Below are 12,684 nucleotides of genomic sequence, written 5' to 3' on the forward strand. Positions count from 1 at the left end.
ACTCACGTGAGCACTGCTGCCAACGGCAAACCGGTCGTACTCATCGCTGAAGAGCTGTCGCCCGCGACTGTCGACGCCCTGGGCCCGGACTTCGAGATCCGGCACTGCAACGGAGCGGACCGAGCCGAACTGCTCCCGGCCATCGCCGAGGTCGACGCGATCCTGATCCGCTCCGCCACCAAGGTCGACGCCGAGGCCATCGCGGCCGCCGGCAAGCTCAAGGTCGTCGCACGAGCCGGCGTCGGCCTGGACAACGTCGACGTCTCGTCCGCCACCAAGGCCGGCGTGATGGTCGTCAACGCACCGACCTCCAACATCGTCACCGCCGCCGAGCTCGCCTGCGGCCTGCTCCTGGCCACCGCGCGCCACATTCCGCAGGCCAACACGGCGCTCAAGAACGGCGAGTGGAAGCGCTCCAAGTACACGGGCGTCGAGCTCGCCGAGAAGACCCTCGGTGTCGTCGGCCTCGGCCGCATCGGCGCGCTCGTCGCACAGCGCATGTCGGCCTTCGGCATGAAGGTCGTGGCGTACGACCCGTATGTGCAGCCCGCGCGGGCCGCGCAGATGGGCGTGAAGGTCCTGTCCCTCGACGAGCTGCTCGAGGTCTCGGACTTCATCACCGTGCACCTGCCGAAGACCCCCGAGACCCTCGGCCTCATCGGCCACGACGCGCTGCACAAGGTCAAGCCGTCGGTGCGGATCGTGAACGCCGCGCGTGGCGGGATCGTCGACGAGGAGGCGCTGTACTCGGCGCTCAAGGAGGGCCGCGTCGCGGGCGCGGGCCTCGATGTGTACGCGAAGGAGCCCTGCACGGACTCCCCGCTCTTCGAGCTGGACCAGGTCGTCTGCACCCCGCACCTCGGTGCCTCCACGGACGAGGCGCAGGAGAAGGCCGGTATCGCCGTCGCCAGGTCGGTGCGCCTCGCCCTCGCCGGCGAGCTCGTCCCGGACGCTGTGAACGTCCAGGGCGGCGTCATCGCCGAGGACGTCAAGCCGGGTCTGCCGCTCGCCGAGAACCTCGGCCGCATCTTCACCGCGCTCGCGGGCGAGGTAGCGGCCCGCCTCGACGTCGAGGTGTACGGCGAGATCACCCAGCACGACGTCAAGGTGCTCGAACTCTCCGCTCTGAAGGGCGTGTTCGAGGATGTCGTCGACGAGACCGTGTCGTATGTCAACGCTCCGCTGTTCGCGCAGGAGCGGGGCGTCGAGGTGCGGCTGACCACCAGCTCGGAGTCGCCGGACCACCGCAATGTGGTGACCGTGCGCGGCACGCTCGGCAACGGCGAGGAGGTGTCGGTCTCCGGCACGCTGGCCGGACCGAAGCACCACCAGAAGATCGTCGCCGTGGGTGAGTACGACGTGGATCTCGCCCTCGCCGACCACATGGTCGTCTTCAAGTACGTCGACCGCCCGGGCGTCGTCGGCACCCTCGGCCGCATCCTCGGCGAGGCCGGCATCAACATCGCGGGCATGCAGGTCGCTCGTACGGACCTGGGTGGCGAGGCACTGGCGATCCTGACGGTGGACGACACGGTTCCGCAGAACGTGCTCAATGAGCTGGCCGAGGAAATCGGCGCGACGTCGGCTCGGTCGGTCAACCTGGTCTGACGCTTCGTTCACGTAAGGGTCCGAGCCACCGCGCAGGTGGCTCGGACCCTTTCCATATGGGGGAAGGCCGCGCTCAGGCGAGGGCCTTCTCGGAGTCGGACTCGCACGCGCACTCCGTGGCCTTCACCTCGCGTACCCGCACCCGCCGCAGTGTCGCCGACGCCAGGACCGCCGCCCCCAGCAGAAGCACCGTCGCGGCGATCGCCGCCGCCTGCATGCCGTTGGTGAAGGCCTCGCGGGCCGCCGTCGCCAGGGCTTCGCCCGCCCGGCCGGGCATCTGACCGGCCACGGCCAGGGCGCCGCCGAGCGTCTCGTGGGCCGGGCCCGGAGCCGAGGCCGGGATCCCGTCGCGGTACACCGCGGTGCCTATGGAGCCGAGGACCGCCATGCCCAGTGCGCCGCCGAACTCCGCGCCGGTCTCCAGGACCGAGGAGGCCGTGCCGGCCTTCTCGACCGGTACGGTGCCCAGCGCCAGGTCCATCATCTGGGACATCACGACGACGATCCCGGAGGCGATGACCGCGGCACCGCCCAGCACCAGCCACAACGAGTCCGTGCCGGCGACGGTGAGCATCCCGTAACCGCAGGCGGCGACCACGAAGCCCCCGGCGACGACGTGCGCCCGGTTTGCACCCCGCTGCGCGGCCACCGGCGCGGCGATCCCCACCAGCGTGCTGGGCAGCAGCCCCCACAGCGCGGCCTCCATGGAGCTCTTGCCGAGGACCGACTGGAGGTACTGCGTGGTGAAGTACGCCGAGCCCATCATCGCGAACATGGAGAGCAGGTTCAGCGAGACGGCGGGGGCGAAGCCACGGCCGCGGAACAGCTCGGGCGAGATCATCGGCGAGGCAGTGGTGCGCTGGCGATGGACGAAGAGCGCGGCGAAGAGCAGGCCGACGGTCACCGACATGGCGTAGCGGACGTTCCAGCCCTCGGAGGAGATCTCCTTGAGGCCGTAGATCACCGGCAGGACAGCGGCCATGGACAGCGGCACGCTCAGCAGGTCGAATCCGCCCGGCGCCGGGTTCTTCGACTCGGGGAGCAGGATCGGGCCGAGGATCAGCAGCAGGACCATCGCGGGCAGGTTCACCAGGAAGACAGAGCCCCACCAGAAGTGCTGGACAAGGAAACCGCTCATCACCGAGCCGAGCGCGACGCCGGCCGTCATGACGCCCGACCACAGGCCGATCGCCTTGGCGCGCTGGGCCTGGTCCGTGAACATCGTGCGGATGAGCGCCAGCGTCGAGGGCATCAGCGTCGCCCCGCCGATGCCGAGCACCGCGCGGGCCGCGATCAGCATCTCGGCGCTGTTCGCGTACGCCGCCACCAGCGAGGCCGCACCGAAGGCCGCCGCGCCGAACAGGAGCAGCCTGCGGCGGCCGATGTGGTCGCCCAGCGAGCCCATCGTCATCAGCAGTCCGGCGAGCACGAAGGCGTACATGTCGAAGATCCACAGTTGCTGCGTGCCGGACGGCTCCAGGTCGGCGCTGATGTCCGGGATCGCGAAGTAGAGGACGGAGACGTCCATCGAGACCAGGAGCAGCGGCAGCATCAGGACACCGGTCGCGAACCATTCACGGCGGCCGGCAAGGGGCGCGGGATCGGTGGTCGTGCTCGTCGGATTCGTCATGCCGAGCAATGTACGACCGTCTTAAACGCGTGTCTAGAACGTTTGTGTAAGTCGATCGTATAGGACGGACGTATGAATCGGAGTAGAGTGGCCGCATGGGACACCGTGAGGATCTGCTCGAAGGCGCCAAGCGCTGCCTGCTGGCGAAGGGGTTCGCGCGTACGACCGCGCGCGACATCGTCAAGGAGTCGGGGACCAACCTGGCCTCGATCGGCTATCACTACGGCTCGAAGGACGCGCTGCTGGCGCAGGCGTACGTGTCGCTGGTCGAGGGGATGGGCGACGCCTTCGAGGGGGACGGGAGGGCCCTGAGCGACACCGAGCCCGGCTCCCTCGAACGCTTCCAGGGGGTGTGGTCGAACATCATCGGCACCATGCGGGATCCGGGTTCGATCTGGCACCTCAGCATGGAGGCCCTGGCCATGGGCGACCAGATGCCCGAGGTGCGCGATCATCTGGCACTGGCGCAGCGGGAGGCCGCGCGCGGGCTCGTTCCGATGCTGATGGGCGGGCGCGAGGAGGACGTCACCGACGAGACCGCGGACACCCTCGGCATGTTCTACGTGACCCTGATGACGGGTCTGATCGCGCAGTGGACGTTCGACCCGAAGACCGCGCCCGGCGCGGAGCAGCTCGCCGAGGGGCTGCGCCAGGTCATCGCCGGGGCGGCCAGGGCTACGAAGGGCTGATGCGGCCGTCCCGCATCTCCGCGACGCGGTCGCAGAAGTGGCGTACGAGCGCCATGTCGTGGCAGATGAACAGGTAGCCCAGGCCCAGGCGTTCCTGCAGCTCGGCCAGGAGGTTCAGGATTCCGGCGCGCAGTGACGGGTCGAGGGCGGAGACCGGTTCGTCGAGGATCAGGAGCTTGGGCTCACAGGCCAACGCGCGGGCGATACCGGCGCGTTGGCACTGTCCGCCGGACAGCTCGTGCGGGCGGCGGTCGCCGTGCGCCGGGTCCAGGCCGACCTGCTCCAGCAGCTCGGTGACGCGGGCGGGGCCTGTGGTGCGGTCCCAACTCCCTTGTACGCGCAGGGGTTCCGCGACGGCGTCGCGGATCCGGTGGCGAGGGCTGAGCGATCCGTACGGGTCCTGGAACACGGGTTGCATCGCCTGCCTGAGCGGCCGCAGCCGCCGCTCGTCCAGTGCGGTCAACTCCTGTCCGTCGAACCAGACTTCGCCGCTGTCGGGGCGGCGCAGTTGCAGTACGGCCATGGCGGTGGACGACTTGCCGCAGCCCGAGGGGCCGATGAGGCCCAGCGTTTCGCCGTGGGCGATGTCGAAGGAGACATGGTCCACGGTGGTGCGGGTGCCGTGGCGGACTACGAGGTCGCGTACGTCCAGGAGGGGGCTGACGTGTCTCACATCGCTCACACCGACTCCAGGAACAACTCGGCGGGGTTGTCGGGCAGTTCGCGCCAGCGATGGCAGGCGACGGTGCGGGCGTCCCGGGTTTCGGGTTCGGGTTGCTCCGTACGGCAGCGGGTGGCGTCCGCCAAGGGGCAGCGAGGTTGGAAGGCGCAGCCGGGGGGGAGGTCGGTGGGGTTGGGTGGTGCTCCGACGATGGCTGGGAGCCGCCGCTTTCGCTCCGCGGGTATGGCAGTCGACAAGCTGCGGGTCGTCTTCGGCTCGTCGCGCCCACGCGGCGTAGCCGCAGATGTCAGAGCCCCGCGCCCCTGACGGGGCGCCCCCTGAGCCGACGTCTCCAGCATCCCATCGTCCACCGGCACCGGCACCGGCACCGACGCCAGCAAGCCCGCCGTATAAGGAGCCCGAGGCTGCCCGAACACCTCGTCCACCGGCCCCGCTTCCACCAACCGCCCCGCGTACATCACCAACATCCGATCGGCGTGCTCCCGTACAGCCGCGAGGTCATGCGTGACCAGGACCAGCGCGGCGCCCGCGGCCCCTGTGCGGCGAGCCAGCAGGTCGAGCACCTGTTTCTGCGTCTCCGGGTCCTGTGCCGTTGTCGGTTCGTCGGCGATGACCAGGTCCGGCTGGTGGAGCATCGCCATGGCGATGACCGCCCGTTGGCGCATGCCGCCGGAGAACTCGTGCGGGTACGCCCGTGCCTTGTCCGGTGCGATGCCCACCTCCTCCAGCGCGGCCACCGCACGGGCCCGCGCCTCCTTGCGGGAGACACCGTCCACGGACCGTACGGCGGCGGCGAGTTGGTCGGCCACCTGGTGTACGGGGGAGAGGGCCGAGAGCGCGTCCTGGGGGACGAGGGCGATGCGGCGGCCCCAGAGGCCGGAGCGTACGGAGCGAGGCGCGTCGACGAGTTCGTCCGCGCCCAGTCGTACGCTCCCCGTCACCGTCGCCCCACGCGGCGGCATGCCCAGCAGCGCCCGTGCCGTCAGCGACTTGCCCGCGCCCGACTCGCCCACCACGGCAAGGACTTCGCCCTCGTGTACGTCGAAGGAGAGGCCCCGTACCGCTTCGACGGCACCGAAGGAGATGCGCAAGTCCTGTACGGATGCGAGGACTTCGGTAGTCAGTGTGCTCATCGGGCGGACTCCTCGAGAGACAGCTTGGGCGAATCGGGCGGCGCCTTGGGCGAACGGAGCGAAGCGAAGGCGACAGCGAACCGGCCCCGCCCCGAAGCCGAACGGACCCGAGCCGCGGCCCCCGCTCCCCTCGCACCCCTCTCGGCGTATGCCGCCAAAGACACCGCCAGCCCCGCCATCACCGCCAGTGCGACCGCCGGAGCCAGCGCCGCCCACGGCGCCCGTTCCACATACGCGCGGGACTCGTCCAGCAGCAGCCCCCACTCCGGAGCGGGCGGCTGGGCGCCGAGGCCGAGGAAGCCGAGGGAGGCCAGGGCCAAGGCGATGCCCGGCAGGCGCAGGAGGGCGTGGCGGGCGACCGGGGCCGTCACGGAGGGCAGCACGTGACGCGTGAGAATCCACCACGGCGTTGCGCCGATGGCCCGTTGGGCGTGCAGGAACGTCGAGGCGCGCACCTCCTGGACCAGTGCCGCCGCGTGGGCCGAGAGCGCCGGCCAAGAGATCATGGCCACCGCGAGCGCCGCGCCCCCTGTGCCGGGTCCCGAGACCGCGGCGACCAGGATGCCGACGATGACCGGCGGCAGGGCGTTGGCGATGTCCGCGGCACCGGACGCCACGGACGGCACGAAGCCCAGGGCGAGCGCGAGGACCAGGCCGGCCAGGCAGACCGCTGCCGCGGTGCCGACCGTCGACGCCGCGCCGTGCCCGAGCCGGGCCAGCACGTCACGGCCGAGACCGTCCGTGCCGAGCGGGTACGCCCAGGACGGCGCCTGGAGGCGGACGGTCGTGTCCACAGCGTACGGATCGCGCGCCAGCCCCCAGCCGATACAGGTCAGCAGTACGGCTGCGAGCGCCACCGGAACGGCCGGGTGCGCGCGGACCGGGCGGGCCGCGGGCAGCGTCAGCCCCGCGTCCCGCAGCGCCGGGCCCAGCAGCCGGCGCCGTACGAGGGCCGCCAGCGCGCCCGCGACCAGGCCCAGCGTGAGCAGCGCGAGGACCGAACCCTGGAGCAGCGGCAGGTCCTGCGACTTGGCCGCCCCCAGCGCCGTACGCCCGATGCCGGGAACCGCGAACACGACCTCCACTGCGACCGCCCCGCCCGTAAGACCGACGGAGACCATGCCGAACTGCGGTACCAGCGGCGGCAGTACGCGACGCAGCGCGGCGGCCGAGATTCGTGCCTGACCGACCCCGGCCCCCCGCCACAGTTCGACCCACCGCTCTTCGAGGACCGCGGGCAGCGCGTCGGCGACCAGGCGGCCGAGCAGACCGCCCGCGGGGATGCCCAGGGCGAGCGCGGGCAACACCATGTACTGCGGGCCGATCCAGCCAGATGTCGGCAGCCAGCCCAGCCACACACCGCCCACGAGCAACGCGAGTGTGGCGAGCAGGAATTCGGGCATCGCGGCGAGCATCGCGGCGAACGATCCTGCCGACCCCCGGGCGCGTATGAGCACGGGCGCGACCAGGGCGCAGGTGACCAGCAGCGCGAGGACGAGGGCCGCGCCCATCAGGGACAGCGACACCTGGAGCCCGGCGACGACCGACGGCAGTACGTCGGTGCCCGACACCCACGAGGTGCCGAGGTCGCCGCGCAGCAGTCCGGAGGCCCAAGCCCCCAGCAGGGGAAGGGGACCCGCGTCCAGGCCGAGGTCCGCGCGGATCGCGGCCAGTGCCTCGGGTGTCGCCTCCTGCTCGGCGGACCGGGCGCGCAGCACGGTGAGCGCGGGGTCGCGGCCGGAGAGCCAGGGGAGCAGTCCGACGGTGGCGAGGACGGCCACGAGGCAGCCGAGCCGGGTGAGTCCGGCTCGGCTGCCCGGGGTCCACGCGGTCTTCAACAGGCGTGCCACGAGCGTCACTTGACGTACGTCTCCATGGTGATCAGCTCGCGCTCGCGCGGGTCGTGCGCGACGTCCACGACGCCGGCCGCGTCGCCCTGGATGACCCGCTCGTGCAGCATCGGTACGGCGGCGTCGGTGGCGAGCACCGCGGCCTCGGCGTCGACAACGGCCTTGCGGCGCGCGTCACCGGACTTCATCGCGGTGGCCTTGTCCAGGGCCGCGTCGACGGTCTTGTCCGACAGCTGGGAGATGTTGAAGGAACCCTTGGACCCGAAGTCGCTGTAGAGGTACGCGGCCGGGTCGCCGGAGTCGAGCACGGTCGCCCGGGACAGGATGAAGGCGTCGAACTTGCCCGCCAGCGCGTCGGACTCGATGTTGGCGTACTCGCGGACGTCCAGCTTCACCTTGAACCCGGCCTTCTGCAGCTGCTGTTGCAGCGTCTGGGCCACCTCGGGCAGTTCGGCGCGGTCGGTGAACGTACCGATGGTGATGGCCTTCCCGGCCGGGTCACCGGCCTTGGCGCGCTGCACCGGCGAGCGCAGGCCGGCGGCCCACGGCAGGGCGGGCCCGAGCAGGCCCTCGGCGACGTCGGCGCGGTCCTCGTACACACCCTTGACGATCGACTCGGCGTCGATGGCCTCGCGGGCGGCGGCCCGCAACGAGGCGTCCTCGAAAGGACCTTCGGAGGTGTTCAGGTACAAGGTGTTGGTGCGCGGCATCGGCACCTCGGTGATCTGGTCCTCCTCGAGCAGCGCGGCCTGCGAGACCGGCAGAGCCTCGACGACGTCGGCCTCGCCGCTGCGCAGGGCGGCGGCGCGGGCGGTGCCGTCGGGCACGAACTTCACGTCGATTCCGGGGGACTTGGCCTTGCCGCCCCAGTAGTCGTCGTAGCGGTCGAGGGACGCGGAGGACGTGCCGTTCACCTTCTTCAGCTCGAAGGGACCGGTGCCCGCGCCGACGGGGCTGACCGTCTTCCCCTCATACGCCTTCGCCGCCAGGATCGACAGCTGCGGCGAGCTCAGCCGCTGCGGGACGAGCGGGTCCTCGGTGGCGGTGGTGACGGCGACCGAGTCGCCCCGGGCCTTCACGGTCAGGTCCACGCCGTCGAGGATGCGGGGCTTGGGGGAGGCGCCGACGGCCTCGGTGAGCGACCGTACGACGGCCTCGGCGGTGAGCTTCGTACCGTCGTGGAAGGTCACGCCGCCACGTATCTCGAAGGTCCAAGTCTTCCCGTTCTGCTGCCACTTGGTGGCGAGCGCGGGTTGGGCGTCGCCCTCCGCGTCGAGCTTGACGAGCGTCTCGGCGGTCGACCAGCGGGACAGCTTGAACGCGTCGTCGGACAGCGGCGAGAGCCCGGAGCGCGGCGGCAGCATGTGCGCGACGCGTACGCGCTTTTCGCCGCCCTCGGCGGAGCTGTCCGAAGCGGCTCCCGAGAAGCAGCCGGTGAGCAGGGCGGACGCGGCGGCGACCGCGGACACGGGGAGAAGGCGGGCGGGCAGACGCACGGGACCCTCCGGTAAAGGGGTGGTCAAGGGGGCGAATGCCTGACCGTAGCATGATGATAATCGTTTTCAGTAGTGGCGTCCGGATCTCGTCGGTCCGGTGGGCGGCCCCAGGGGGCAGTCCCGAAGACTGGGTCAACGCGTAACCTGTGGGTTACGCTTCAGTCGTGGACGAACTGACCGAGGTGGCCGACGCCGTCGCCGATCCGGTGCGCCGGGAGATCCTGGTCATGCTGCGCCATGCCCCGCTGACCGCGGGCGAGATCGCCTCACGGTTCACCATCAGCCGGCCCGCGGTGAGCCGCCATCTGCGGGTGCTGCGGGAGAGCGGCCTGGTGCGGGACGAGCAGGTGGGACGGCATCGGCGTTACTCGCTCGTACGCTCCCGGCTGGGCGGACTGGCCGCATGGCTCACCCAGTTCGACGAACGGCACCTCGACTGGCCGACGCGCCTCGCGGCACTGGACACCGAAGTGCACCGCACGCGCCGGGACCGCGACCGGGCACAGCCCACCGACACCGCGCACCACTCCAGGGAGGACACGGCATGACCGGCATCACCTCTGAACCTACCGGGCGGCTCGTACCCACTCCGACGGGATACGACCTGATCCTCACCCGCACCTACCGTGCCCCCGTCGACGACGTCTGGGCGAGTGTCACCGAGCCGGAGCGCACCGCCCGCTGGTTCGGGCCGTGGCGCGGCGAGGCGGCGCCGGGCCGCACCATCGAGGCGCAGATGGCCTTCGAGGAGTCGGCACCCTGGATGCCGATGCGCATCGAAGCCTGCGAACCGCCGCACCGGCTCGCCGTCACGACTGAGGACGAGAGCGGCGTCTGGTCCCTTGAACTGCTCCTGGCCGAGACCGACGGCACCACCGAGCTCCGCCTGGTCCACCACCTCACCTCCACGGAGGACCTCGGCTCGACCGGCCCCGGCTGGGAGTACTACCTGGACATGCTCACCGCCGCCCGCACGGACGGCCCCCGCCCCGACTTCGACGACTACTACCCCGCCCAGAAGGCCTACTTCGAGTCCCTGGCCTGAGCCTCGCCGGCCGGCAGCGGCTATAGGCGGTGTGCCTTCAGCGTCATGTGCAGGAGGAGGCGGTCCTCGCCGTCGTCCAGGTCCAGGCCGGTGAGCTGTTCGACGCGGGAGAGGCGGTAGTAGAGGGTCTGGCGGTGGATGCCCAGGTGGGCCGCCGTGCGGCCCGCCTGCCCCGCGCAGTCGAGGAACGCCTCGGCGGTGCGAGCCAGTTCACGGTGGGCCGGGTCCAGCAGGGGGACCACGACGGGGTCGTGGGCCGCCTCCGCGGGCAGCGCCGTCAGCAGGCGGTACGGGCCGATGGCGGCCCACTCGGCGATCGGGCCGATCCCCGGTTCGGCCAGAGCCGCACCGGCCGCGGCCGAGGCCTCCTGCCAGGCGGCACCCAGTTCGGCGAGGCCACTTCGGGGCGCCGCGATTCCCGCCGCCGGGCTTTCCGAGGCCGTTCTCGTCCCCTCAGCCTCCCTCAGCAGCCGCGCAGCCGCCGAAGTCGCCGGTGTCAGCACCGTCGACGAGCGCAGCCGCACCAGCAGGGCGAGGCTCTGGCCGGTGGTGCCCCAGGGGACCGTGCACAGGGCCGTCGCCCCCGGGATCGTACGGACCGAAGGCGCGTCGTCCGGGTCGGCGGACGGCCACGGGGTCACGCAGACCATCGTGTGCAGTCCCTCGCCGCGCACGCCCAGTGCCGTACGGAGTTCCGCCACCGCCATGTCCCGCGGCCAGCCGCGCTCGGCGGTCAGGACGGCGCGCAGTTCACGGGTCAGATCCGCGCCCGCCTGGGCCTCGTCCGCCAGGAGGTCGCCGATCCGGGCTGCCACCTCCATGGCCGCGTCGAGCTGCTCCTCTGTGGGGCCCGCATCGTCGGTGAGCAGCCATACGTAACCGAGGACGAGCTCCCGATGGCGTACCGGAAGGCAGACGCGCCCCCGGTACACCCCGGCCTCCGGCGTCGGCGGGATACGGACCGGGCCGGTGGCATGGGCGATGCCGAAGCCCTCGAACCAGGTGCGGACCGCCGTGGTGGAGCGGCGGGTGAGGATCGAGCGGGTGCGCACGGGGTCCAGGGCTGACTCGTCGATCTCGCTGTCGCTGTCGTACGCGCCGAAGGCGATCAGCTCGAAGTCCCGGTTCTCCAGCGTCGCGGGGGCGCCGAGGAGGCCCGAGATCTCGTCGACCAGTTCCTGGTAGTCGCCTTTCACTCGGGCATTCTCCCGCATTTCCCGCGCCCTTCATACAGATGTCTGAGATCCAGGGCACGGATGCGTGACGTCTGTCGATGGTCCACGATCGGAGGGATCCTTAAGTTTCACGGTGGTTCTCCGCGCCGTCGCCGAGGCGTTCACCCGCGAACGTCCGGTCACGGCCCCCTGCTGGTCGCTGTTGTGGAGGTTGCCCCGTGTTGGGACCCGTGATTCTCGCCGCCTCGCGCAGCGACAGGATGCGCCGCCTGGTGTCGGCGGCGCCGGTGACGAAGCCGGTCGTCGAGCGGTTCATCGCCGGTGAGTCGGTCGACGACGCCGTACCGGTCGTCAAACACCTCACCGACCGGGGGCTGGAGGTCAGCCTGGACGTGGTCGGCGAGGACATCACCACGCCCGAGCAGTCCACGGCGGCGCGCGACGCGTATCTGCAGCTGATCGACCACCTCGAAGGTCTCGGCCTGGGCGAGCGGGCCGAGATGTCGGTCAAGCTGTCCTTGTTCGGCCAGGCGCTCCCGGACGGCCATGAGCTGGCGCTCGCCAACGTCCGTCCCGTCGTCGAGGCCGCCGCTCGCATCGGCACCACGGTCACGCTGGACGCTGAGGACCACACCACGCTCGACTCGATGTTCGCCATCCACCAGGAGCTGCGGAAGGACTTCCCGCAGACCGGCTGCGTGATCCAGGCCTACCTGTACCGCACCGAGGCCGACGCCCGCCGTCTCGCCGCGAGCGGCAGCCGCGTGCGTATCGTGAAAGGGGCGTACAAGGAGCCCGCGTCGGTCGCGTTCCAGAAGAAGGCCGAGATCGACAAGGCGTACGTCCGCATCCTGAAGATCCTGATGGAGGGCGAGGGCTACCCGATGATCGGGTCCCACGACCCACGCCTCATCGCCATCACCCAGGAGCTGGCCCGGCGCGTGGGACGCAAACTCGAAGACTACGAGTTCCAGATGCTGTACGGCATCCGCGGCGAGGAGCAGACCCGGCTCGCCGCCGAGGGCCACCGCGTACGCGTCTACACGGCCTACGGCACCGATTGGTACGGCTACTTCATGCGCCGGCTGGCGGAGAAGCCGGCCAACCTGCGCTTCTTCGCCCGCTCGATCCTCACCAAGGGCTGACGCTGTGGGTGGGCGGCAGCTGTCGACATCCGGGTGCATCCCGGGTGACGGCAGCTACCGCCCGACGGTCGACTGTGTCGACCCGGTTTTCCGGAAAGGAGTTACGGAAAACGTGACTCCGCCCCCGTGGGGGCTTCTCACTCGCACGCCGCAGCGAGCTCATGACGGTCAAGCCCTGACCGCCGCCCAACATACGTACACAACTTCGGCTCTCGTGGGCCGAAGGCCGGC

General features: G+C 70.9%; 11 protein-coding genes. 5 read left to right on the forward strand and 6 right to left on the reverse strand.

What is annotated here, in order from left to right:
• Positions 1 to 6 precede the first annotated feature (6 nt).
• The gene (gene serA / locus ACGFNK_RS32735) at positions 7 to 1,608 is read left to right on the forward strand and encodes a phosphoglycerate dehydrogenase (RefSeq protein WP_393421694.1); all 1,602 of its coding nucleotides are present in this window, start codon (positions 7 to 9) and stop codon (positions 1,606 to 1,608) included.
• A gap of 73 nt (positions 1,609 to 1,681) precedes the next feature.
• Here serA and ACGFNK_RS32740 read toward each other — a convergent pair whose 3' ends face one another.
• Complete coding sequence (locus ACGFNK_RS32740) at positions 1,682 to 3,238, reverse strand: MFS transporter (protein WP_393421696.1); 1,557 nt, start codon at positions 3,236 to 3,238, stop codon at positions 1,682 to 1,684.
• Positions 3,239 to 3,333: 95 nt separating this feature from the next.
• Between ACGFNK_RS32740 and ACGFNK_RS32745 the strand changes: the two genes are divergently transcribed.
• Positions 3,334 to 3,927 carry a TetR/AcrR family transcriptional regulator gene (locus ACGFNK_RS32745; RefSeq protein WP_393421698.1) on the forward strand — a complete coding sequence of 198 codons (594 nt, stop codon included), beginning with the start codon at positions 3,334 to 3,336 and terminating at the stop codon, positions 3,925 to 3,927.
• On the opposite strand, the gene ACGFNK_RS32750 is transcribed toward ACGFNK_RS32745, so the two are convergent.
• From ACGFNK_RS32750 to ACGFNK_RS32765, 4 genes are read right to left on the reverse strand one after another with little or no spacing between them, the layout of a single operon-like run.
• Positions 3,914 to 4,609 (reverse strand): ABC transporter ATP-binding protein, encoded by a 696-nt coding sequence (locus ACGFNK_RS32750; RefSeq protein ID WP_393421700.1) that lies wholly within the window; start codon positions 4,607 to 4,609, stop codon positions 3,914 to 3,916. The two genes, ACGFNK_RS32745 and ACGFNK_RS32750, sit on opposite strands and share 14 nt — an antisense overlap.
• Positions 4,606 to 5,742: an ABC transporter ATP-binding protein gene (locus tag ACGFNK_RS32755; protein ID WP_393421702.1), complete on the reverse strand. Its 1,137-nt coding sequence runs from the start codon at positions 5,740 to 5,742 to the stop codon at positions 4,606 to 4,608. Before ACGFNK_RS32755 ends, ACGFNK_RS32750 begins: the two co-directional genes overlap by 4 nt.
• Positions 5,739 to 7,601 (reverse strand): ABC transporter permease subunit, encoded by a 1,863-nt coding sequence (locus ACGFNK_RS32760; RefSeq protein ID WP_393421704.1) that lies wholly within the window; start codon positions 7,599 to 7,601, stop codon positions 5,739 to 5,741. The genes ACGFNK_RS32755 and ACGFNK_RS32760 overlap by 4 nt, the downstream gene beginning before the upstream one ends.
• The gene (locus tag ACGFNK_RS32765; protein ID WP_393421706.1) at positions 7,598 to 9,088 is read right to left on the reverse strand and encodes an ABC transporter substrate-binding protein; all 1,491 of its coding nucleotides are present in this window, start codon (positions 9,086 to 9,088) and stop codon (positions 7,598 to 7,600) included. Before ACGFNK_RS32765 ends, ACGFNK_RS32760 begins: the two co-directional genes overlap by 4 nt.
• A gap of 164 nt (positions 9,089 to 9,252) precedes the next feature.
• Here ACGFNK_RS32765 and ACGFNK_RS32770 point away from each other — a divergent pair, with 164 nt between their 5' ends.
• Both ACGFNK_RS32770 and ACGFNK_RS32775 read left to right on the forward strand, forming a co-directional pair.
• Positions 9,253 to 9,636, forward strand: a complete 384-nt coding sequence (locus ACGFNK_RS32770) for a metalloregulator ArsR/SmtB family transcription factor (RefSeq protein ID WP_393421708.1) — start codon at positions 9,253 to 9,255, stop codon at positions 9,634 to 9,636.
• Positions 9,637 to 9,641: 5 nt separating this feature from the next.
• On the forward strand, positions 9,642 to 10,133 hold the full coding sequence (locus ACGFNK_RS32775; RefSeq protein WP_393421949.1) for an SRPBCC family protein: 492 nt from the start codon (positions 9,642 to 9,644) through the stop codon (positions 10,131 to 10,133).
• 20 nt (positions 10,134 to 10,153) lie between these two features.
• Here ACGFNK_RS32775 and ACGFNK_RS32780 read toward each other — a convergent pair whose 3' ends face one another.
• Positions 10,154 to 11,347: a PucR family transcriptional regulator gene (locus ACGFNK_RS32780; RefSeq protein WP_393421710.1), complete on the reverse strand. Its 1,194-nt coding sequence runs from the start codon at positions 11,345 to 11,347 to the stop codon at positions 10,154 to 10,156.
• A gap of 179 nt (positions 11,348 to 11,526) precedes the next feature.
• On the opposite strand from ACGFNK_RS32780, the gene ACGFNK_RS32785 reads away from it, so the two are divergent.
• Positions 11,527 to 12,453 carry a proline dehydrogenase family protein gene (locus ACGFNK_RS32785; RefSeq protein ID WP_386356697.1) on the forward strand — a complete coding sequence of 309 codons (927 nt, stop codon included), beginning with the start codon at positions 11,527 to 11,529 and terminating at the stop codon, positions 12,451 to 12,453.
• Positions 12,454 to 12,684: the final 231 nt, after the last annotated feature.

Origin of the sequence: Streptomyces sp. NPDC048825 (assembly GCF_043198355.1) — a bacterium.
GTDB classification, from domain to species: domain Bacteria; phylum Actinomycetota; class Actinomycetes; order Streptomycetales; family Streptomycetaceae; genus Streptomyces; species Streptomyces xiangluensis.

Excerpts from the sequence above, each read along its gene's own strand:
- ACGFNK_RS32740 (WP_393421696.1), bottom strand. The coding sequence starts at position 3,238 with ATGACGAATCCGACGAGCACGACCACCGATCCCGCGCCCCTTGCCGGC.
- ACGFNK_RS32745 (WP_393421698.1), top strand. The coding sequence starts at position 3,334 with ATGGGACACCGTGAGGATCTGCTCGAAGGCGCCAAGCGCTGCCTGCTG.
- ACGFNK_RS32755 (WP_393421702.1), bottom strand. The coding sequence starts at position 5,742 with ATGAGCACACTGACTACCGAAGTCCTCGCATCCGTACAGGACTTGCGC.
- ACGFNK_RS32780 (WP_393421710.1), bottom strand. The coding sequence starts at position 11,347 with ATGCGGGAGAATGCCCGAGTGAAAGGCGACTACCAGGAACTGGTCGAC.